The organism is Azospirillum sp. 11R-A (genome assembly GCF_049472615.1).
In the GTDB taxonomy this organism is placed as follows: domain Bacteria; phylum Pseudomonadota; class Alphaproteobacteria; order Azospirillales; family Azospirillaceae; genus Azospirillum; species Azospirillum palustre.
Genome location: NZ_JBCEBL010000008.1, coordinates 25,205 through 44,760 on the forward strand (window position 1 = coordinate 25,205; position 19,556 = coordinate 44,760).

Genomic DNA, 19,556 nt, shown 5'->3' on the forward strand with positions numbered 1-19,556 from the left:
GAGGCCGGCATGACCGAGGCACGCGACATTCCCGAGGCCATCGCCTGGCACGACGGCATGCTGCTGGCCCCGCAGCATTTCCAGCAGCAGGCGCTGCGCAACGAGCGGCTGCTGACCTACCACGCCGGCCATGCCCGTCCCTTCCACTGGGGCGTCGTGCATTTCCAGGTGGACCGCGTCAATCTGGTGTCCGGTCTGGTGCGCATCCGCGAGCTGGAGGCGATCATGCCCGACGGGCTGATCGTCCATCATGCCGGCGACAGCACCGAGCCGCTGGAGGTGGACATCTCCGCCTATGCCGACCCGGTCGGCCAGACGCAGATCACCATCCATCTGGTCATCCCGCAGGCGCTGGCGGACCGGGCCCCCGGTCCCGGCGAGATCTCCCGCTTCCTCTCGGTGGAGGGGCGCCCGGTCCCCGACCTCAACGGCGGCGAGGAGGTGGCCATCGCCCGCCTGCGCCCGCGGCTGGGGCTGTTCGCCACCACCGGTCCGAACCAGAAGCCGCCGCAGAAATTCGTGTCGATGCCGGTGGCCCAGGCGACGTTCCGCAACGACGCCTTCGTGCTGACCGACTTCGTGCCGCCGACGCTGTCGGTGACCGCCAACTCGGCGCTCGGCCGCCTGGGCGGCGAGATCGTGCGGCGCGTGCGCGAGAAGGCGCTGTTCCTGGCCGAACGCTCCGGCGTCGGCACCGGCAACGCCGCGACCGAACTGGCCGACGCGGCCCGCACGGAAATCCGCAGCCTCGTCACCGGACTGCCGCCGCTGGAGGCGCAGCTCGCCGTCGGCGTCTGCCATCCCTTCGACGTCTATCTGTCGCTGTGCACGCTGGCCGGCCATCTCTCGGCCTTTGCCAACGGCGCGGTGCCGGCCAAGCTGTCGCGCTACGACCACGACGACCCGATGTCGGCCTATGGCGAGGTTCGCGACTTCATCCTGCGCATGATCGACCGCGTCAAGGAGGGCGTCGCCCGCATCCCCTTCACCTTCGAGGCCGGGATGTTCGGTCTGGTGATGGAGGAGGCCTGGCTGAAGGGCCGTCTGGTCATCGGCGTGCGCGGCCCGGCCGCCGCGACCGTGGGCGAGGTCGCGGCCTGGATGGAGAACTGCATCGTCGCCTCCCATTCCAAGCTGGAGACGCTCTCCGGCCTGCGGGTGAAGGGCGCCGACCGCATCGCGCTCGACGACAGCGGCGAATCCGGCGTCGCCGCACCGCGCGGCGTCGTGCCGTTCGAGGTGGTGGTGGACCCCCGCTACATCGTTCCCGGCGAGCGGCTGGAAATCTGGAACCCCGACAGCATCGGCAGCCGCTTCCGGCCCGCCGAGATCACGCTGTTCGTCACGGCCTGAGCTGAGGATTGGCACGATGCTTCATCGCCGGGATCTGGTCGATCACTTCCTCGCCTTCGCCCGCGAGATCCAGCAGCACCGCGTGGCGATCCGCGCCGGCCGTCCGGCCGCCGCTGCTGCTGCCGGTTCCGGGGCGGAGGCGACCGAAAGCCTGCCGGCCTTCCTGAACGAGGACGTGCTCGCCCTGTCGGCCATGCATGCGCCGGCCGGCTTCGCAACCCGGCCGGGAATGGGCGCGGCCCCGCCGGCGCTGTCCCTCGAACCCGATGCGGAGATCGTCATCCGCCGCCTCCAGGACTTTCTGGAAGCCCAGGCGGCACAGGTCGCGCGCACCGGCACCGAGCTGATGATCAGCCAGTACCGCGAGGCGCAATACGCCATGGCGGCGCTGGCCGACGACCTGTTCATCCACGACGTGGAGTGGAATGGGCGGGAGGTCTGGCGTTCCGCGCTGCTGGAGCAGGCGCTGTTCCGCACCCGGCTTGCCGGCGAGCGCGTCTTCGACCGCATGGAGGCGCTGCTGGCCAGCAACGACCGCCGGCTGTCGCAGCTCGCCGCGGTCTACCTGCTGCTGCTGGGGCTGGGCTTCAAGGGCCGCTACCGCGAGCCCGGCGGCGCCGTGCAGCTGCGCAGCATCTCCGCCCGCCTTTTCGAATTCATCGCCGGACGCGAGTCCGAGCTTGCCCCCGGCCTGCTGCCGGCCGGGCGCACGCTGATCCCGTCCGCCTACGCCCACACCATGACCGACGGGCAGATGCGCACGCTGGCGCGCGGTGTGCGCTGGCCGGTCGTGCTGGCCGCCCTGGCCGGGGCGTGGCTGGTCGTCGGTCAGGCGATGTGGTGGGTGACGACCGCGAACCTGTCGAGTGCGGCGGACGCGGTGATGCAGGCGTCCGTCCGCGTGACGCGCTGAGCCGGGAGAGGGACCATGGATATTCTCGGCACCGTCCTGACGGGCATCGCGCAGAACCAGCTGTGGTTCTTCGCAGCGCTTCTGCTGGTCGTCCTCGTCATCATCGCCGTCATGGCGGTGATCCTGCTGCGCGCCGGCCGCCGGCCGGCCGAGCCGCCGCCGGAGGTCAAGGCCCTGCCGGCGCCCGAGAGCGCCGATCCCGCCGTGGCGCCCGGTACGCCGGGAGTGCCCGCGGCGTTGCCCATCGTCGGCGGGCGCGACCTTCGCCGCCTCTTCCGCGAAGGGCTCGCCGCCTATCGCGAAACCCTGTCGCGCAACGTCTATCTCGTGCCGTGGTACCTGCGGACCGGCGTCGTCCCCGGTGACGACGGCGGCCTGCTGACCTGCGCCGAGGAGGTGCGGCCGCCGGTCGAGTCCAAGGACCGGCCCTTCGGCTTCCATTGGCGCTTCTACGACCGGGCGGTGGTGATCGACATCGACGACGCGCGGGTGGCGTGGAAGGGCGTGCTCGACCAGCTCGCCCGCCATCGCGTCATGATGCCGGCCGACGGTGTGATCCTGACCATCCCGCTGGAGGAGCTTGAGGATGTCCGCCGCGCCGCGGCGCGCGGCACCGAGCTTTACGCCCGCCTGTGGGAAATCCAGCGCACGCTCGGGCTTGCGCTGCCGGTCTATGTGGTGGTCACCGGCTGCGACGCCATTCCCGGCTTCCCGCTGCTGGCCGAGGCGCTGCCCGAGCCATTGCGCGACGGCATGCTCGGCTGGTCGTCGCCCTACGCGCTGGAGACGGTGTTCACCCCCGACGTCGTCGGCGAGGCGCTCCAGTCCGTCGCCGCCGGCATGCTGGCCCTCCAGCTCGAAGTCTTCGGCGCGGCAGCGCGGGAGGACGGGGCGCAGATCGTGGCGCTGACTGACCGGCTGACCGGGACGGAAGCGGCGCTGCGCGCCATGCTCGGCACCGCCTTCAAGCGCACCGCCTATCAGGAAACCCTGTATGTCCGCGGCCTGTATTTCGTCGGCCGGACGGCGCCGGAGACGCCCGCCGTCTTCGGCCGCGACCTGCTGAACCGCAAGATCTTCCCCGAGGCTGGGCTGCCCAAGCCGACCCGCGCCTTCGCCGCGACGCGAACCCTGCGCCGCCACGCCTGGCCGGTCGGCACCGCCGTCGCCTCCGCCGCCGCGATCCTGCTGCTGTGGATGGGCGTGCACCGGGTGAACACGCTGTCGGACCAGCTGGTGCCGATCCTGTCGGACATCCCGGCGAACCTCCAGCAGCTTTCCGACCAGCGCGCCGCCAATCAGGCCGGCGCGCCGCTGCCGCCGACCTATGCCGATGCCGCCGCGCGGTTCGTCCAGGGCATGGCGACCCTGCCGCAGGATCCGCCCTTCAACCCGCTGCCGGCCGCCTGGATCAGCGGCGTGCCCGACGAGGTGTCCCGCGCGCTGGCGGTCGGCTATCGCCGGCTGACGCTGGCGACCATGCGCGACGTCGCCGAGGACCGGTTGCGCCGGCTGGCCCGCGACCCGCTCCGCGTCCAGATCGGTGCCGGCGAGTTCGACCGCCTGCGCGCCTTCGCCGCCGAGGTGGGCATCGCCGAAGGACTGGCCAGGGCCTACAACACCGTCGATTCCCGCGACGCCAACATGCCGCTCGACGAGGCGCTGGAATTCTCGCTGGGTTCCGCCGGAGCGCGCGGCTTCTCCGCAAGGTTGCATGGCTGGAGCGTCGACATGCCGCCGTCGGGCGGTGCGATCCCGGCCCCCGGCCCCGGCGCGCAGCGGCCGATCGACCTGTCCGCCTATCGCGGCGACGTGACGCGCCGCTTCCGCCAGTTCGCCGACGCCTATCTGCGCGAACTCGCCATGAGCGGCCTCGCCGTGGCCCGCCTGTCGGTCGCCGCCAACGAGCTTGAACTGCTCGCGGGGGGAGCCCGCACCGGCGCCGATGCCGCGACCTCCTACGCCGAGGTGCTGGGAAGCCTGGACGAGGCCGCGCGCGGCCTGAACATGGAGCGCGGCGCCTGGATCGGCACCGACGGCCCGGTGCTGCCGCCCGAGTTCGACACCCTTCTCACCCGACTGGAGAAGTCGGAGCTGTTCGGCCCGTCGCTGCGCGCCGACATCATGGAGTTGGCCCAGCGCCGCTATGACGAGGCCGGATCGGGCGGAAAGTCGCTGGATTCGGTGATCGGCCGGCTGCTGGTCCAGGGCCCCAACGGCGCCCCGCGTCTCTCGCCCACGGCCGAAGGCCTCCGCCAGACCCTCACGGTCTGGTCGGCGCGCCGCTTCATGCGCTCCGGCGAGGCGTCGGGCACGGCGGCTGCTCCGACCAACCGCGCCGGCTGGGACCGTGCGGCATTGGAAACGATCCCGCCGCTGCTGGAAGATTACCTGTTGTTCGACGCCAAGGAGGTGCCGCAGGCCCCGCAGATCCTGCGCGCCTCGATGCGCGCCGCGGCGCAGCACCAGCTCCGCCGCGGTGTCGAACAGGTTCTTGCCCGCGCCCTGTCCGGCACGCCTGCCGGCGGGACCATCGACCGTGCCGGCGGGCTGACGCAGCTTCGGGAGTCCGCGCGCTCGCTGCGCCTCGCCTTCCCGGTGCTGGCCGAGACGATGCAGAGCTTCCGGCAGATCGGCCTCGCCACGCCGGCCGACGCCATCCGCGACATCGTCGCACGGCAGGCCAACGCCGTGCTCGCCCAGGCCGACCGCATGCTGGAGGAGGACCAGCTCTACCGTCCCGATGCGCGGTCGCTGAACGCCTGGATCGACGGCCCGCTGGTTCCCGCCCAGCTGTTCGGCCAGCAGAGCCCGACGGCGCTGGCCCTCTATCTCGGCAACGCGCGGCAGGAGGTGATGGCGCTGACCCGCGAGGTCGCGGCTCCGGTGGTCGAAATCCTGGAGAAGCCCGTCATGGGCGGTGGCGCGGCCTCCGGTCTCTCGGCCAAATGGTCGCGCATCGTCGCCGAGTTCGACCGCTATGAGGGCGGTCGTCCGAACAGCACGCTGGCCGCCCTGGAGAAGTTCGTCACCACCGACGTGGCCGCCATCGACGCCGCCAACTGTTGGGATAAGGCGCAGCTCGACCCGCAGGCCGGCGATTTCTTCGCCAGCCGCCTGAACGAGCTGAAGCAGTCCATCGCCGACCGCTGCCGCCTGATGGTCGACCAGCGCGTCTATATGGGCTATGCCGAGATTGCGACCGCCTTCAACGTCTCGCTGGCCGGCCGCTTCCCGTTCGGTCCGGTCGGAGAGAACCAGGCCGACGTCGCCATGGTGCGGGCCTTCTATGACGCCTTCGATGCCCGCCAGGGCTATGTGATCGAGGGGTTGCGCCGCTCGACCCGCCTCGGCACCGCCGGTCACGACGCGTTGCGCTTCATGGAAACGATGGCGCTGGCGAAGCCGGCGCTGACGGCCGCCACCGTCACCGACCAGTCCGGCGGACTGCTGCTCGACCCGACCTTCCGCGTCAACCGTGGTCGCGAGGCCGGCGGCACCAACATCATCGAGTGGAAGCTGTCCACCCCGGCCGGCACCATCGCCAACATCGGTGCGCGCTCGCCCTTGCGCTGGTACCCCGGCGACCGCGTCGTGGTGTCGCTGCGCTGGGCCAAGGACGGCAAGCTCGTTCCGGTCGCCGGCGTCGGTGCATCCTCCAGCGTGGACGAAGCCACGCTGACCTTCGCCTATGAGGGGCCGTGGGCGCTGTTCGCGCTGGTCCGCCAGCACAATGCCGCGCAGCGCGACCGGCCCACCAACGCCGATACGGTCCTCCTGTTCGAGGCGCAGACCAGGCCCGTGTCGGCCGCCAGGGACGGCGAGGGCAGGGAGGTCGAGGACAAGGCCGGACGCGATGCGCCGGTCTCCCTCAGCCCGACCCTGCGTCCCGGCACGCCGGGCCTGCCCTCCGTGCCCGAGGCGAAACGGCCGGACACGCGGGTCTTCATGGCGCTTGGCGCCAAGCGGACCGTCGTGACCGACGGCAAGCCGCCGCGCGACGAGAAGGTCGCGCTGCCCGAGCTTCCGTCGTTGGCGCCGCTGCTGGCGTCGGCCGGCGTCATGCCGCGGCCGGGCTTCCCGCCGGCTTTCCCGCCGAACTTTCCCCCAAGCTCTTCAGGGACACCTCCGGCGGGGCTGACGGGCTTCCCCTCGGCCGGCTTCGGCGGTCAGCCGGTCAACCCGACCGACCGCGCCTTCTTCGACCTCCAGGCGCCGCCGGGCACGCCGCCGCTGCTGCGGCCGGCCAACCAGCGCGTCTACTGACGTGTCAACGAACGGATCCCAGTCAACGCCATGACCGACACGCAGACCGCCGAACGCCCTCTCATCGACGTCGAACGGATTCTCATGCCGATCCCGGGAGATCTCCCGGCCGGCGAGGACATCCGTTACGAGCCCGAGTTCGACGCGCTGGTCGAGGCCCGGCGCATGGACGACGACACCGACAAGGGGATCTGGCAGACCGACGACGTCAAGCGGGCCGACTGGAAGGGCGTCGCGGCCGGCGCCACCGATCTGCTGGCGACCCGCTCGAAGGATCTCCAGATCGCCGTCTGGCTGGTCCAGGCGCTGGTGCAGCAGCATGGGCCGTCCGCCATTGCGCCGGGCCTGTCGATGCTCGCTGGCCTTGCCGAAACATTCTGGGACGGGCTCTACCCGCGCATCGACGAGGACGGCGATATGGAGGCGCGCTTCGCGCCCCTGTCGTGGCTGGATGAACGGCTGGCCCGCGATCTGCTGGCGATGCCCATCGCGCTGCCGGAACAGGGCGCCAAGTCGGGACTCCGGCTTCAGGACTGGCAGAATGCCCAGCGCCTGCGCAAGCTGGCCGGCCGCGATGCCCGCGCCTACAAGGCCGCCATCGCCGAAGGCGAGGTGCCGGTGGAGCGCATCGTCAAGGATGTCGAGAAGACGCCTTCGGAGTTCTACGTCGCCCAGCGTGAAAGCCTGAAAGCGGCAGAGGCGGCGGCGCATGGGCTGGGCACGGTGCTGGACCGGCTCGCCGGCCGCAACGCTCCCGCTCTCTCCCGCATGAAGCGCACGGTCGAGGAGCTGTGCCGGTTCCAGGAGGATGTCTTGCGCAAACGCGGTGTCGCTCTCGAACCGGTGGCACCCGTGGCAGCACCCGAAGACGCTGCGACCGGCGATGCCGACGCAGGCCCCGATGCCGCGGCCCGTCCGGCCGGTGCCGGCTGGACCGGCGGGCCGCGCAATCGGGAGGAGGCCTACGGGATGCTCCGGCAGATCGCCGACTATCTGGAAAAGGAGGAGCCGCACAGCCCGACCTCCTATCTGGTGCGCCGCGCGGCCTCCTGGGGTCAGCTCTCGTTGCCGGAACTCTATGCGGACCTGCTCGGCGACCGCGGCGAGGTCGGGCGGATGTTCTCCGTGCTGCGCTTGAAGGACGAGTGACCCCGCGATGCGCATTCTTCTCAAATATCCCGGCATTGCCGGCGATTCGCTGCTCCAGGGCTACAGCAACCTGATTTTCTGCTCGAAGTTCGACATGAAGACCGGCTCCAACGACGCCGGTTCCCTGGAATACGGCTCGGCGGTCGAGGACGACGACTACGACGTCTACGGCATCGCGGCGATGCATGACAATTACAGCAATGTGAAGCCGCAGGCGAAGCGGCGCACCGTCGGCATCGACAGCATCGACCTCAGCAAATCCATCGACATGGCCTCGCCGCTGCTGCTGAAGGCGGCGTTCGCCGACCCCGTGCCGGGTGCCGAGGCCACGATCTACTTCCTGCGGCCGATGGACACGCAGGTGTCGGCCAGCCAGTCGGACATCGACGGCGGCAAGATCAGCTTCGACAAGTTCATGACCATCGTGCTGACCGATGTCCACGTCACGTCCTACACCGTCTCCGCCAATGGCAGCGGCGACAACAGCGGCGACGAGTCGATCTCGCTGTCCTTCACCAAACTCAACATGACTTACGTCCATTACAAGAACGGCCAGCCGCAGAACGTTCCGGCTGAAATCAAGGTGGCAAAGAAAGAATGACACACGCTCATATTATTCCGGCGGACCTCCCGGCCGGCACCCCCATCCAGGCCCCCCGCGGACCGGCCAAGCAGGTCGAACATCTGCTCGAACAGGCGATGTTCCAGAGCCGCTGGCTGCTGGCGCCGCTGTATCTCGGGCTGGTCGGTGCACTCGGCATGATCGGCTGGTGCTTCGCGGTCGAATTCATTCACGCATTCCCAAAGCTGGCCGGCGGCAACGAGTCCGAGGTCATCCTGGTCGTCCTGGCGCTGGTCGACCTGACCATGGTCGGCAACCTCGTGCTGATGGTGATCTTCAGCGGCTACGAGAACTTCGTGTCCAAGATCGACGTGGCCGGCCATTCGGACCGTCCGGAATGGATGGGGAAGCTCGATTTCAGTGCCCTGAAGGTGAAGCTGATCGCCTCCATCGTGGCGATCTCGTCGATCCAGGTGCTGAAGACCTTCATGCATGTCGGGACGGTGTCCGACCGCGACCTGATGTGGCTGGTGGCCATCCACTGCACCTTCGTGGTCTCAGGCCTGCTGCTCGCCTTGATGGATTACATGGTGAAGAAGAGCCACGCGCTCGAGCATTGATCGGGCCGGAAAGGGGGGACTTGCGATGTTTAGGAGTCTGCTGGCGTTCGCGCTTCTGCTGTTCACGGGTCTGTTCGTCATGGTGGCGGACGAAGCGCGTGCCGAGCCGCAGAAGGTTGTCGTGGGGACTTACATCAACCAGATCACCGGACTGAACCTGAAGGAAAAGCAGGTGACCGTTGATTTCTATGTCTGGTTCCGCTGGGATGCCGACGACATCAATCCGCTCGACTCCTTCGAGGTGATGAACGGCACCATCAGCTCGAAGGAGCCGACACCGCTGCGCAAGATCAAGGACCAGAATTACATCTCGGCCCGGATCCATGCCGTGCTCAACCAGCCGTGGGACATCAGCCGTTTCCCGCTGGACAAGCAATCGATCCGCATCGAGATCGAGGATAACGACCGCACCGTCGAAAACCTGGTCTATGTCGCCGACACCGAGAACACCGAGGTCAATCCCGACATCGACATTGCCGGCTACAACGTGACGAAGACCTCGGCCGGCATCACGGAGAAGACGTACCGCACCAACTACGGCGACATTTCCCTGCCGAAGGCGCACGAGTCGCGCTTCTCGCGCTTCGTGCAGGAGGTGCAGATCGACAGGCCGAACACGGTCTATTATTTCAAGACCTTCTCGACCATCTTCATTTCGTGCCTGGTCGCCTTCCTGGCCTTCCTGGTCAAGCCGGTCGATCTCGACCCCCGCTTCGGTCTCGGCATCGGTGCGCTGTTCGCGGTGGTGGCCAGCTACTTCATCGTCGCCGGCGAGCTTCCGCACAGCACGGGCTTCACCCTGTCCGACAAGATCAACATGGCGTCGATGGGGCTGATCTTCCTCAGCCTGCTGCAGAGTTCGGTGTCGCTGATGATCTACGAACGGGACGCGGCGAAGGCTGTCAGGCTCGACCGCATCTCGGTCATCGTCTTCCCGATCGCCTACGTCCTTCTCTGCGCCTGGATCACGGTGGGCTAAGGCCCCCGCCGCTCAAGGCGGGCGGCGGACGGGGAGGCCGCAATGCGGCGGACCTCCCTCCATCGACGCCGCCAGTATTAAAGTCTCAGTATCAACGCCGCCAGAACAGCAGTCCCTTGCGCTTCTTCGGCGGCTCGGGTTCGGGTTCCGGCTCGGGCTCCGGTTCCTTGGCTTCGGGCTCCTCGTCGAAGGAGAAGGCGTCGGCGCTGACCGTCGGGGTGTCGTCGGCTTCGGCTTCGTCCTCGAAGGCCTTGAACGGGTCCTCGTCTTCAGCCGTCTCACTCCCGGCTGTCACGTCCTCCGGATCGTCCGCAGCCCCGGCCGTGCTTTGCTCCGTTTCGGACGTATCCTCGTCGGTGTCGAAGGCAGCGAACGGATCGTCGGAACCGAAGGGATCCTCTTCGCCGGGCTCCTTTTCCTTCTCTTCCTCGTCGAAGCTGAAGGGATCCTTGCCGCTTTCCGTTTCCGTGTCGCTGCTGGAACCGAACGGATCCTCCGCAGCTGTTTCAGCATCGTCATCGTCGCCGAAGCTGAACGGATCTTTTCCGCTTTCGTCGTCGCCGAAGCTGAAGGGATCGGAACTGCCCCCCTCCTCGTCGTCATCGCCGAAGCTGAACGGGTTTTCGTCCGACGCGGCCTCGTCGTCATCGGTGGCCGACGACCCGCCCGAAGCCCGCATTTCCTCTTTGAATTGCTCCAACTCGGCGCGGAAGCGCTCCTCCGCCTCGGACCAGCGCGCACGCTCGGCCTCGAGCGCCCCCAGCAACTCCTCCTCGCGGGCACGCGCCTTGGCGCGCTCCTCGTCGAGGGCGCGGATCAGTTCGTCCTGGCGGTCGATCATCGTCTCGTGACGCTCGTCGAGCGTGGCGATGACCTCGCGGACATACTGCTCGAACGCCTGGAACTGAAGGGCGAGGACATCCCGGTCGTCGTCCACAGCGGCGGCCCGGGCGGCGGCGGCCTTGGCGGCCTTCCCCTTGGGGGCCGGTGCGGGCGTTTCCGCCGGGGTGGATGTCGATTTTGAAACAGAAGCGACCCTGGCCGCCTGCTGCGCCGGGCCGTCGCCGAGCCAGCGCGCCACCAGGATGTAGGAGACCTGCAACTCCTCGGAAATCCGCCGATAGCTCCAGCCCTGCGCCCGCAGGCGCTCGGCCATCTTCTGGCGGTCCGTCTCTTCGCGGGAGGTTGGGACTTGGTCGGGGAGCTTGCGGCCAAGGTCGCCGGCCTGATCGGCCGAGGACAGCACGATCAACTCCTTGAATTTCCGATCGCTCATTCAGCCCCCGCGGCCACGCGCTTCAAGATTGTCCGGCCTTTCCGAGTGTCGCGGGTTTGCATCGCGGTTGTCGATGCCCAAACAGTCCTCATTGGTGCGGTTTGCGGACCGCCAAAGGGTCCGTCAGGCCGTCAATTGAACGGAGGCGGATTGATGGACTGGATGTGCTCGATGTAGCGGGACATGGCGGCGATCCCCTCTTCGGTCAGTTCGACGAAGACCCGCCGGCCGTCCTGATCGTCCGCCACCCGGCGGATCAGGCCGCAGCCCTTGAGGTTGGAGATGCGGCGCAAGGCGGTCGTCTGCGCAACGCCGGAGGCCATGCACAGCGAGGATACCGAAATCCGCTTGCCCAGCAGGTGGTTGGTCATCAGATCCAGCAGCATGGCCCAGCAGGGATCCTCGAACAGATCCTTCGGGAAGAATTTGTCGCGGGACGCCTGCCACTGCTGGAGCGCACGAAGCGCGCGCAACCGCTCATGATCCGATTCGGGGCGGATCGGAACGGGCTTCTTCGCCTTGGTCATGGGGACGACGCTGATCGTCGGCGCGGACGGCGCCGCCGTTCCGGCGAAGGCGTGCGGGGTGGCCGAATTCTGGCGTTCGCGCAGGGCCTTCACGGCGGCGATCATCGCCAAGCCGTGCCGGTAGGCCTCGTCGAGCGCGGCGTCGTGGGGCGGGGCTTCGCGCGTGGTCTGGCTCACGGACAGCGCCCGCACCAGGGCGCCGTGCAGCCGGCCGAAATCCTCCGGATCGTCGACGAAGTCGGCCACCTTGAGGTGCATCGCCCGCACCACGTCACCGACCTGGGCGCCGGACGCCAGGATGATGAACTGGACGGAACGGCTGCCGATGGAGGACTGCATGCGCTCGACCAGCGCCAGCCCGTCGAAATGCGGCATCACCATCTGGACGACGACGACACCGATGGAGGAGTCGGCCTCCAGCGTGTCGAGCGCCTGGACGATGTCGCTGGTCACCTGGATGCGGTGGCCGTTGCGCAGGAAACTCTCACGCACGCGGTCGGCCGCGGGGAGGTTTTGCCCGACCACCAATATGGAAGGACCCGGCGCAACAAGCTCCGTGCTGGTCTCCACCGGTCGGATCGGCCACGTCAACGGTCGCTCGATTTCGATCCGCATCATCCTACCCTCTGGGTTGCGATGTAGCTATGCCCATAGTAGGTACCACAACGGGCGGCGGTATGAAAAGAAGCGATGTAGCACGGATGGGCATAAACTTCCGTGATCTCCCAAATTTGCGGAAACAATGCTGTGACACGACTCGTGCTTATTCGGAGGGTTGACGCAATTACCCCGCAATTGTCATGTTACAGCTTAGAAATATTAGATTGTTCTTGAAGGAAGCGAAGCTATCGCTCAGATTGTGGTAATATTACTTAAGTCGTAAGCGCACGAAATGGATGCCCGCTCCGTCCTGTGCACGCCGGACGCGTCCACTCTGGACCCGTCTCGTCCTCTGGGTCGGTGAATTTGCGTTAAGGTTCGGCTGAACCCGAGTTCCAGGCCCGGCAGCAAAGCCGAGCAGACAAATCTGCGATCAGCCAAGCGACCGACCGACAATGCGATTGACCCTGTCGACTAAGATCATGCTCCTGCTTCAGGTGGCGCTTTGCTTCGCGCTCGCCTCCACCGCGGTGCTCTCGTATCTCAAAATGGAGCGCATGGTGGAGGAGACGGTGGCCTCGCGCTTCCGGGTCGTTGCCCATGGGTTGTCGAGCGAGGTCGAAGGTGCGGTGAGCCTCGGCGTGGCGCTGAATGCGTTGCGCAACCTCGACGAGATGATCCAGCGCGCCCTGGTGCGTGACCTCCAGATCACCGGGCTGATGCTGTTCAACGACCGGGGCGAGGTGCTGGGCGCGGCCGGCGGCAGTGCGGTCCGGGGCACGCTGCCCGACAGCTGGCTCGCGGCCTTCCACCGCGACGGCAAAACCGACCGGGGGGCGAAGATCATCGACGGCGGCTCGCAGGTGCTGCTGCTCAGCATCGGCAACGCCTATGGCGGCGTGGCCGGCGGCGTCGCGCTGACCTATTCCCTCGACGCCTTGCGCGCGGGCATCCGCGGCACGATTCCGGAACTGGCGATCTCCGGCGCGATCAACCTCGCCACCTGCTACGTCATCAGCCTGATCGTCGTCTGGCTGGTGATGCGGCGCCTTCAGCGGTCCCTGCGGGAGGCGGCGGTCATTGTCGAGGCCGCGACCGACGGCGGGCGGCCGGTCGTTCCGCCGGAGATCGCGGCGTTCGCTCCGGGACTTGCCGGTTTCGTGGACCGGGTGTCCGCGCGCCGCCGGCAGGGCATGGACGAGCGCAAGGTGGCGCCGGTGGAGGTCGCGTGATGGAACTCACCTTCATCAAGCGGCTGAACTGGCTGCTCACCGGCCTCGTGTCGGTTCTCATGCTGGTCAGCCTCGTCGTCCAGACCTCCCATTTCAACACGCTCTTCCGTCCCCAGGCGGAGCCGGAACTGGCGCGCAAGGCGGAGGTCGTCGGCAGCTACATCGTCGCGCAGATCGACCGGGCGGTGTCGCTGGGCTTCGAGGTCGAGAAGCTCAACGGGGTCGACGAAATCCTCGCCGACGCCCTCGCGGTCAATCCGGACGTCAACTACATCGCGCTGATGGTCGGCGACCGGATCGCCGCGTTCGCCGGCGCCCCGGATGCGCGTGCCGGCGACGTGCTGGCGGCGCGCGACGCCGACGGCGCGGTGGCCGGGCGTTACATCGATGCCGCCTTGACCGTCGGCGGCGGCGTGCCGGCGCTGCTGCATGTCGGCGTCCCGGCCGGTTCGGTCGAAGCGGCGCTCAACGACATCGTCTTCGATCTCGGGTCGGTGCTGATCGTCGCCATCCTTCTGAACATCGAAATCCTGCTGCTGGTGGTCGGCAGTTCGGTGACGGCACCGCTTCAGCGGGTGGGCGACGTTCTCAAGGAGGGGGCCGAGGGCAGGCTGACCCTGCGGACCGGGCTGCGCGGGCGCGACGAGGTGGGTCATCTCGGCCGCGCCATCGACCGCGCGCTCGATGTCATGCGCGATGCGGATGGGGCCGCCCCGCAGCAGCAGGGTGCTAATGTGGCCGAGGCCCCCGCCGCTGGCGACCGCATCGTGACGATGCAGAGGATCAGCGAGCTGCGTTTCGCCATCTTCGTCTTCGCCCTGGCGGAGGAACTGACCCGCACCTTCCTGTCCGTCTATATCAAGGATCTCTTCGAGCCGGTGCCCGGCCTGAGCAAGGAGCTGGTGATCGGCGCGCCCATCGCGCTGTTCATGCTGCTCTGGGCCGTCGCCCAGCCGATTGCCGGCAACGTGTCGGAGCGCCGGGGCCGCCGCACCGTTTTCCTTGCCGGCGCGGTGTTCTCCGCGCTTGGGCTGCTGGGCTCCGGGCTGGCGACTGATCTCATCCAGCTCATCGTCGCCCGCTGCCTGACCGCGGTCGGCTACGCCAGCGTCTTCATCGCCGCGCAGGGCTTCGTCATCGATGCCACCGACCCGCGCCGGCGTGCCGGCGCCATCGCGCTCTATGCCGGCGGCATCTTGACGGCCGGCGTCTGCGGTCCGGCCATCGGCGGTGTCGTCGCCGACCAGATCGGCTTCCGCATGACCTTCATCGTCTCGGCGACGCTGGCCCTGGCGGCGGCCTTGATGGCGTGGCACCTGCTGCCCAGGCATGTCGACAGCGGCAAGGCCAAGACCCGTGGGCTGAGGCTGCGCGACGTCGGCGTTTGCCTGACCAATCCGCGCTTCGTGGCGGTGACCCTGTTCAGCGCCGTGCCGGCCAAGTTCGGCTTGACCGCCCTGCTGTTCTTCCTGCTGCCGCTGGCGCTGGACGACAGCGGCGTCAGCCAGTCGTGGATCGGCCGCGTGCTTCTTCTCTATTGGCTGATGATGATCGTGGCGTCGCCGCTGGTGGCGCACCTGTCCGACCGTTCGGGGCGGAGAACCCCGTTCCTGGCGATCGGCGGCGTGATCGCCGCGGGGGCCGCCTATGTGCTGGCCAATTCCGGCACGCTGCCGATGACCATCACCGGCGTCGCCCTGCTCGGCTTCGCCCATGCGCTGGTCAACACCCCGCAGATGGCGCTTCTGGCGGAATCCTGCGTGCGTGAGCGGTCCACGCTCGGCGAGACCACGGTGATCGGCATGTTCCGGCTGATCGAGCGCATGGGGTCGGTGATCGCGCCGTTCCTGGCCGGCCTGTTCCTCGCCTATTACGGCTACCACGGCGCCATGAAGGGCATCGGCATCGTGCTGGCCGCCTGTGTCGCCGCCCAGCTTCTCCTGCTGGCCGCCACCGGCGGACGGCCCTCCGCTGACCTCCCCCAGAAGGACCCGGCATGACCTCCGTGACCCGACGCTCGCTGCTCCTCGGCTCCGCCGGCGCGCTCCTGGCATCCGTCCCGGCCGCGGCCGCCGCAACGGGAACCTTGGCGGGAGCCCCGACGCCCAATCCGGCCACGGCCGGGCGCAGCAACCGGCCGGCCAACATCATCGTGCTGACGCCGCGCAAGGATGTCGGCGACGTGCTCGGGTTCCGCGATCTGCTCGAATCCATGGGCATGCAGGCGAAGATCGACGTGCGCGAGGTGCAGCAGGCGTCCGCGGTGGCCGGCATGCTGCCGGACATCCGCGCCGCCCGTCCCGACCTCGTGCTCACCGTGTTCACGCCGCTGACGCTGGCGACCGTCGGCCGCTACGACGATCCCGATCCGTCGAAGTTCCTGACCGATGTGCCGGTGGTCTTCACCTCCGTCACCGACCCGGTCGCCTCGCGCATCGTCCGCTCGCTGGAGCAGCCGGGCCGGGCGGTGACCGGCACCCGCCACATCGCTCCGGTGGCGGTCCAGTTGAAGACGATGCTGGCCTACCGGCGCTGGAAGAAGATCGCGGCGGTCTATAACCCGGCCGAAGAGAACATGGTCGTCGCCGTCCGCGACCTGAAGGAGGAGGCGGCCCGCCAGGGCGTGGAGATCATCGACGGCGCGGTTCCGCGCGATGGAGCCGGCAGGCCCAATCCCGACGCCATTCCCGACCTGATCCGGGACGTGGCGCGGGCCGGGGCGGAACTGATCTACATCGGTCCGGACACGCTGGTGGCGTCGAACAACAGCCAAGCGGTGGCCGACGCGGCTCTGGCCAACAATGTCGCCACCTTCTGTTCCACCGAACTGCCGATCCGCCGCTCCGGTCTGCTGATGGGCTTGGTGAGCCCGGCGGTCAACGTCGGCCGGTTCGCCGGGCTAAAGGCCTACGACATCCTGAACGGAGCCAAGCCGGCCGCCGCCATACCGGTGGAAACGCTGAACCGCTTCTCCCTGCTGCTGCGCATCAACACCGCCAAGCGCCTCGACCTTTACCCGCCGATGCGCCTGCTCAACATCGCCGAAATCGTCAAGGATGCCTGACATGCCGGTCGTGTCCTCTCCGTTACAGAGTCTCCACCAAGGCACTCTGAGCCTGTGCAACGGACAGCCTTCCGGCATTCCCTACCGCGTGCGTTTCCTCGACGCCGACGATCTTCCGGCGCTGGAGGAGTTCCGCGCCTTCATCTTCGGCAGCCTTCCGGACATCGACGCCTATTTCCCGGAAACGCCGGAATTCTCCGGCCTGCATATGGCCGAGCGCGGCGTCACGCTCGGCCTGGAGACGCAGGGCGTGCCGGGCGGCGACCGCCTCATCGGCTGCGCCGTTCTCGGCCTGCCGCAACCGGGGATGCCGGCCTTCGCCGATGACCTGCCGGGTGGAGGCCCCGATGTGACGGCCACTGCCCACATGTCGAGCTGCATGGTGCATACCGACTTTCGGGGCAACGGGCTCCAGCGCCTTCTGGTGACCATGCGCACGCTGTACGCCCTGGGAGCCGGCCGGCCGCACCTGCTGAGCCGGGTGGCGCTGTCCAACCCGGTCAGCCTCTCCAACATGCTGGCGTCCGGCTTCACCGCCCGCCGCATCCTGGTGATGCACAGCGGCCGGCTGCGCTACCTGCTGCACCGCGACATGCAGGCACCGCCGCCGGCCTTCGAGCCCGGAACCGACCGCGCTCTGCGCGTCGCGGACCATGCGGCGCAGAACGCCGCCTTCGAGGCGGGGCTGGTCGGGCGCACCGTCACCTTCTGCGGCGACGAGCCCTTCATGATCTACGCCCGCCCGGCTGCCGCCGCCCAGGCTGCCACCGACTGCCGGGCGGCCGCTCCTGCCGAACTGGAGGCCATCCCATGAAGACAGCGATCGTCGTCGACCCCTACTCGACCGGGCATCTGCTCGCTCCGCGGCTGCGTGCGCGCGGTTACCGCGTCATCGCGGTGCAGAGCAGTCCCGATCTCGCGCCCTCGCTGCTTCTCAGCTACGTTCCCGGCGATTTCGACGAGCTGGTCCTGTTCGACGGCGACCTCCCGGCCCTGGCCGAGCGGATGCGCACGCACAGCCCCTCCTTCGTGCTGCCCGGCAACGAGTCCGCCGTGGAACTGGCCGACGCGCTTGGCGCGGCGCTGGGCACGCCGGGCAACACGCCCAAGCTGACGGCGGCGCGTCGCAACAAATACATGATGATCGAGCGGCTGGGTGCCGCCGGCCTGCTGACGGCCCGGCAGACCATGGTGGAGTCGGGCGTTGAGGCGGTGGAATGGGCGGCGGGCGCCGGTTGGCCGGTGGTCGCCAAGCCGCTCGACAGCGCCTCCACCGACCATGTCTATTTCTGCGACGGCGCTCCGGCGCTGCGCGAGGCCGTGGAGTCGATCCTCTCCAGCCGCAATTTCTGCGGCACGCCGAACCGGCGGGCGCTGGTGCAGACCTATCTCGACGGCACCGAATATGTGGTCAACACGGTGAGCCGCAATGGCCGCCACTATGTCTGCGACGTGCTGCAATCGGCCAAGCGCGCGCTGAACGGCTCGCCCTTCGTTTACGACTATTACCGCCTGCTGCCGCCGGACGACGAGCGGTCCGTCCAGCTCATGTCCTACATCCGGCGCACGCTCGACGCGCTGGAGATCACCGACGGCGCCGCCCATGCCGAAGTGCGGCTGACCTCCCGCGGGCCGGCGCTGGTGGAGATCGCCGCCCGGGCGATGGGACCGGCGGGCTCGACAACGGCGATAGGTCACGGCACCGGCCACGATCAGGTGGACCTGCTGGTCGAGGCCTTCGACAGCGGGGTCTGCCCCGGTGGTGCCGATGGGCATTACCGCTTCCTGGCCGACGCCATGGTGCTCTACCTGCCGGTGCTGGTCTCCGGCCGTGTGGAGGCGCTCCCCGACCTCGGCGTGCTTGACCGGTTCGAGAGCGTCCGCGGCTACGGCATCGTGCCGCGCATCGGTGCCCGGATCGTCCCGACGCTCGACCTGACACAAGTGCTGGCGAAAGTTTATCTCTCCCATGTCGACCGGGCGGTGTTCGAACGCGATTGGGCGGCGATCCGTGAAATGGAAGAGAGTCTGCAACCGGTGGTAACCCCCTGAAGCAATCGACCCGCAAGGAGGAATAGATGGCGCACACTCCGTACGATCAGCAGTGGGACAAGGCCAAGAAGGAGTTCGAGGCTCTCACCGGCAAGCATAAGCCGAAGGAGAGCAAAGGCATTTTCAATGCCTTCGGCAGCCACACCGGCCTGTCCGGTTCGCTGAAGAAGTGTGAGAAGGCGCTCACCGCCTGCGACACCGCCAACTCGACCGACATCAAGGAAGGCAAGAAGGTCGTCGCCGCGTTCCTGGCCGCGTCGAAGGATTTTTCCAAGGCCAAGAAGGGCTATCTTGAAGTTCTTCAAAAGGAAATCTACGCCGAGTTCGACAAGCGCACGGAAAAGGATTTCAAGACGAACTACGAGAAGGCGTTGAAGTTCCTGGTCAAGGAGCTTGCGGCGCTGGAAGCCACCATCGAGTCCGCGGTGGCGATGTACACTCAGAAGTTCAACGAGGCGGAGAAGGATCTGTCCGTCGAGCAGAAGATGCTCAAGAACTGGGAAAAGAACATCAACGGCGCGCTGGCCCGTGCCGCGGCCGGCGTTGCCAAGGTCAAGGCCAAGCCGACGGCGGAAACCTACAACGAGCTGTTCCCGACGCTGGCCCGCGACATCACCATGCAGCTGGTGTTCGCGCGCAAGATCGAAGGCCTGCTGGCCGATCCCGACTTCTTCAAGAAGAAGCTGGATCCCTGGGCGAACCAGAGCAACGCCAACGAGCCGGTCAAGGTGCCGGCGGATGCCACGCCGAAGGTGATCCTCGACCATATGAAGGAGTTTTCGGCAGCCTGCAAAGGCGTCGTCCAGCTCGTCAACTCGCGCACGAGCGCCTGATCGGCCGCCCGATCCGCCATCGGTTCGACGGCGGATGGTGCCTGCGCAGGTCGGAGCAGGGCGGGCAAGACGCCCGCCCGGTCCGATGGATGCCGGTCACCGGACGGAAATACCGTGTGGGACGGAAAGG

The 19,556-nt window shown here is 67.9% G+C and carries 15 protein-coding genes; 13 read left to right on the plus strand and 2 right to left on the minus strand.

What is annotated here, in order from left to right; all coding sequences use genetic code 11:
* Positions 1–9 precede the first annotated feature (9 nt).
* Genes tssK through VH569_RS13600 form a run of 7 tightly spaced genes read left to right on the plus strand, consistent with a single transcriptional unit; the run spans position 10 to position 9,842 of the window.
* Positions 10–1,353 carry a type VI secretion system baseplate subunit TssK gene (gene tssK, locus VH569_RS13570; RefSeq protein ID WP_377805081.1) on the plus strand — a complete coding sequence of 448 codons (1,344 nt, stop codon included), beginning with the start codon at positions 10–12 and terminating at the stop codon, positions 1,351–1,353.
* A gap of 16 nt (positions 1,354–1,369) precedes the next feature.
* On the plus strand, positions 1,370–2,266 hold the full coding sequence (locus tag VH569_RS13575) for a DotU family type IV/VI secretion system protein (RefSeq protein WP_423315810.1): 897 nt from the start codon (positions 1,370–1,372) through the stop codon (positions 2,264–2,266).
* Positions 2,267–2,281: 15 nt separating this feature from the next.
* Complete coding sequence (locus VH569_RS13580) at positions 2,282–6,532, plus strand: type VI secretion protein IcmF/TssM N-terminal domain-containing protein (RefSeq protein WP_423315811.1); 4,251 nt, start codon at positions 2,282–2,284, stop codon at positions 6,530–6,532.
* A gap of 30 nt (positions 6,533–6,562) precedes the next feature.
* Positions 6,563–7,681 (plus strand): type VI secretion system protein TssA, encoded by a 1,119-nt coding sequence (gene tssA, locus VH569_RS13585; RefSeq protein ID WP_423315812.1) that lies wholly within the window; start codon positions 6,563–6,565, stop codon positions 7,679–7,681.
* Positions 7,682–7,688: 7 nt separating this feature from the next.
* Entirely contained in the window at positions 7,689–8,282 is a 594-nt protein-coding gene (locus tag VH569_RS13590) for a type VI secretion system tube protein Hcp (protein WP_376964983.1), read from the plus strand.
* The gene (locus VH569_RS13595) at positions 8,279–8,863 is read left to right on the plus strand and encodes a TIGR00645 family protein (protein WP_423315813.1); all 585 of its coding nucleotides are present in this window, start codon (positions 8,279–8,281) and stop codon (positions 8,861–8,863) included. The genes VH569_RS13590 and VH569_RS13595 overlap by 4 nt, the downstream gene beginning before the upstream one ends.
* A 25-nt stretch (positions 8,864–8,888) precedes the next feature.
* Positions 8,889–9,842, plus strand: coding sequence for a hypothetical protein (locus VH569_RS13600; protein ID WP_423315814.1), 954 nt, complete (start codon positions 8,889–8,891; stop codon positions 9,840–9,842).
* Between the two features lie 91 nt (positions 9,843–9,933).
* On the opposite strand, the gene VH569_RS13605 is transcribed toward VH569_RS13600, so the two are convergent.
* Positions 9,934–11,118 (minus strand): hypothetical protein, encoded by a 1,185-nt coding sequence (locus tag VH569_RS13605; protein ID WP_423315815.1) that lies wholly within the window; start codon positions 11,116–11,118, stop codon positions 9,934–9,936.
* A gap of 131 nt (positions 11,119–11,249) precedes the next feature.
* Positions 11,250–12,263: a response regulator gene (locus VH569_RS13610; protein ID WP_423315816.1), complete on the minus strand. Its 1,014-nt coding sequence runs from the start codon at positions 12,261–12,263 to the stop codon at positions 11,250–11,252.
* A gap of 464 nt (positions 12,264–12,727) precedes the next feature.
* Between VH569_RS13610 and VH569_RS13615 the strand changes: the two genes are divergently transcribed.
* From VH569_RS13615 to VH569_RS13640, 6 genes are read left to right on the plus strand one after another with little or no spacing between them, the layout of a single operon-like run.
* Complete coding sequence (locus VH569_RS13615) at positions 12,728–13,477, plus strand: hypothetical protein (protein ID WP_423315817.1); 750 nt, start codon at positions 12,728–12,730, stop codon at positions 13,475–13,477.
* On the plus strand, positions 13,477–15,477 hold the full coding sequence (locus VH569_RS13620) for an MFS transporter (protein WP_423315818.1): 2,001 nt from the start codon (positions 13,477–13,479) through the stop codon (positions 15,475–15,477). The genes VH569_RS13615 and VH569_RS13620 overlap by 1 nt, the downstream gene beginning before the upstream one ends.
* Positions 15,474–16,541, plus strand: coding sequence for an ABC transporter substrate-binding protein (locus tag VH569_RS13625; RefSeq protein ID WP_423315819.1), 1,068 nt, complete (start codon positions 15,474–15,476; stop codon positions 16,539–16,541). The genes VH569_RS13620 and VH569_RS13625 overlap by 4 nt, the downstream gene beginning before the upstream one ends.
* A gap of 1 nt (position 16,542) precedes the next feature.
* Positions 16,543–17,355, plus strand: coding sequence for a hypothetical protein (locus VH569_RS13630; protein WP_423315820.1), 813 nt, complete (start codon positions 16,543–16,545; stop codon positions 17,353–17,355).
* On the plus strand, positions 17,352–18,593 hold the full coding sequence (locus tag VH569_RS13635; protein ID WP_423315821.1) for an ATP-grasp domain-containing protein: 1,242 nt from the start codon (positions 17,352–17,354) through the stop codon (positions 18,591–18,593). The genes VH569_RS13630 and VH569_RS13635 overlap by 4 nt, the downstream gene beginning before the upstream one ends.
* A gap of 26 nt (positions 18,594–18,619) precedes the next feature.
* Positions 18,620–19,426 carry a hypothetical protein gene (locus VH569_RS13640; protein ID WP_423315822.1) on the plus strand — a complete coding sequence of 269 codons (807 nt, stop codon included), beginning with the start codon at positions 18,620–18,622 and terminating at the stop codon, positions 19,424–19,426.
* Positions 19,427–19,556: the final 130 nt, after the last annotated feature.

Bases quoted from the DNA above. Each gene is read 5' to 3' on its own strand.
- VH569_RS13580 (WP_423315811.1), top strand. From the start codon at position 2,282: ATGGATATTCTCGGCACCGTCCTGACGGGCATCGCGCAGAACCAGCTG.
- VH569_RS13600 (WP_423315814.1), top strand. From the start codon at position 8,889: ATGTTTAGGAGTCTGCTGGCGTTCGCGCTTCTGCTGTTCACGGGTCTG.
- VH569_RS13640 (WP_423315822.1), top strand. From the start codon at position 18,620: ATGGCGCACACTCCGTACGATCAGCAGTGGGACAAGGCCAAGAAGGAG.
- VH569_RS13595 (WP_423315813.1), top strand. From the start codon at position 8,279: ATGACACACGCTCATATTATTCCGGCGGACCTCCCGGCCGGCACCCCC.
- VH569_RS13635 (WP_423315821.1), top strand. From the start codon at position 17,352: ATGAAGACAGCGATCGTCGTCGACCCCTACTCGACCGGGCATCTGCTC.
- VH569_RS13575 (WP_423315810.1), top strand. From the start codon at position 1,370: ATGCTTCATCGCCGGGATCTGGTCGATCACTTCCTCGCCTTCGCCCGC.
- VH569_RS13620 (WP_423315818.1), top strand. From the start codon at position 13,477: ATGGAACTCACCTTCATCAAGCGGCTGAACTGGCTGCTCACCGGCCTC.
- VH569_RS13625 (WP_423315819.1), top strand. From the start codon at position 15,474: ATGACCTCCGTGACCCGACGCTCGCTGCTCCTCGGCTCCGCCGGCGCG.
- tssA (WP_423315812.1), top strand. From the start codon at position 6,563: ATGACCGACACGCAGACCGCCGAACGCCCTCTCATCGACGTCGAACGG.
- VH569_RS13615 (WP_423315817.1), top strand. From the start codon at position 12,728: ATGCTCCTGCTTCAGGTGGCGCTTTGCTTCGCGCTCGCCTCCACCGCG.
- VH569_RS13630 (WP_423315820.1), top strand. From the start codon at position 16,543: ATGCCGGTCGTGTCCTCTCCGTTACAGAGTCTCCACCAAGGCACTCTG.
- VH569_RS13605 (WP_423315815.1), bottom strand. From the start codon at position 11,118: ATGAGCGATCGGAAATTCAAGGAGTTGATCGTGCTGTCCTCGGCCGAT.
- VH569_RS13590 (WP_376964983.1), top strand. From the start codon at position 7,689: ATGCGCATTCTTCTCAAATATCCCGGCATTGCCGGCGATTCGCTGCTC.
- tssK (WP_377805081.1), top strand. From the start codon at position 10: ATGACCGAGGCACGCGACATTCCCGAGGCCATCGCCTGGCACGACGGC.
- VH569_RS13610 (WP_423315816.1), bottom strand. From the start codon at position 12,263: ATGATGCGGATCGAAATCGAGCGACCGTTGACGTGGCCGATCCGACCG.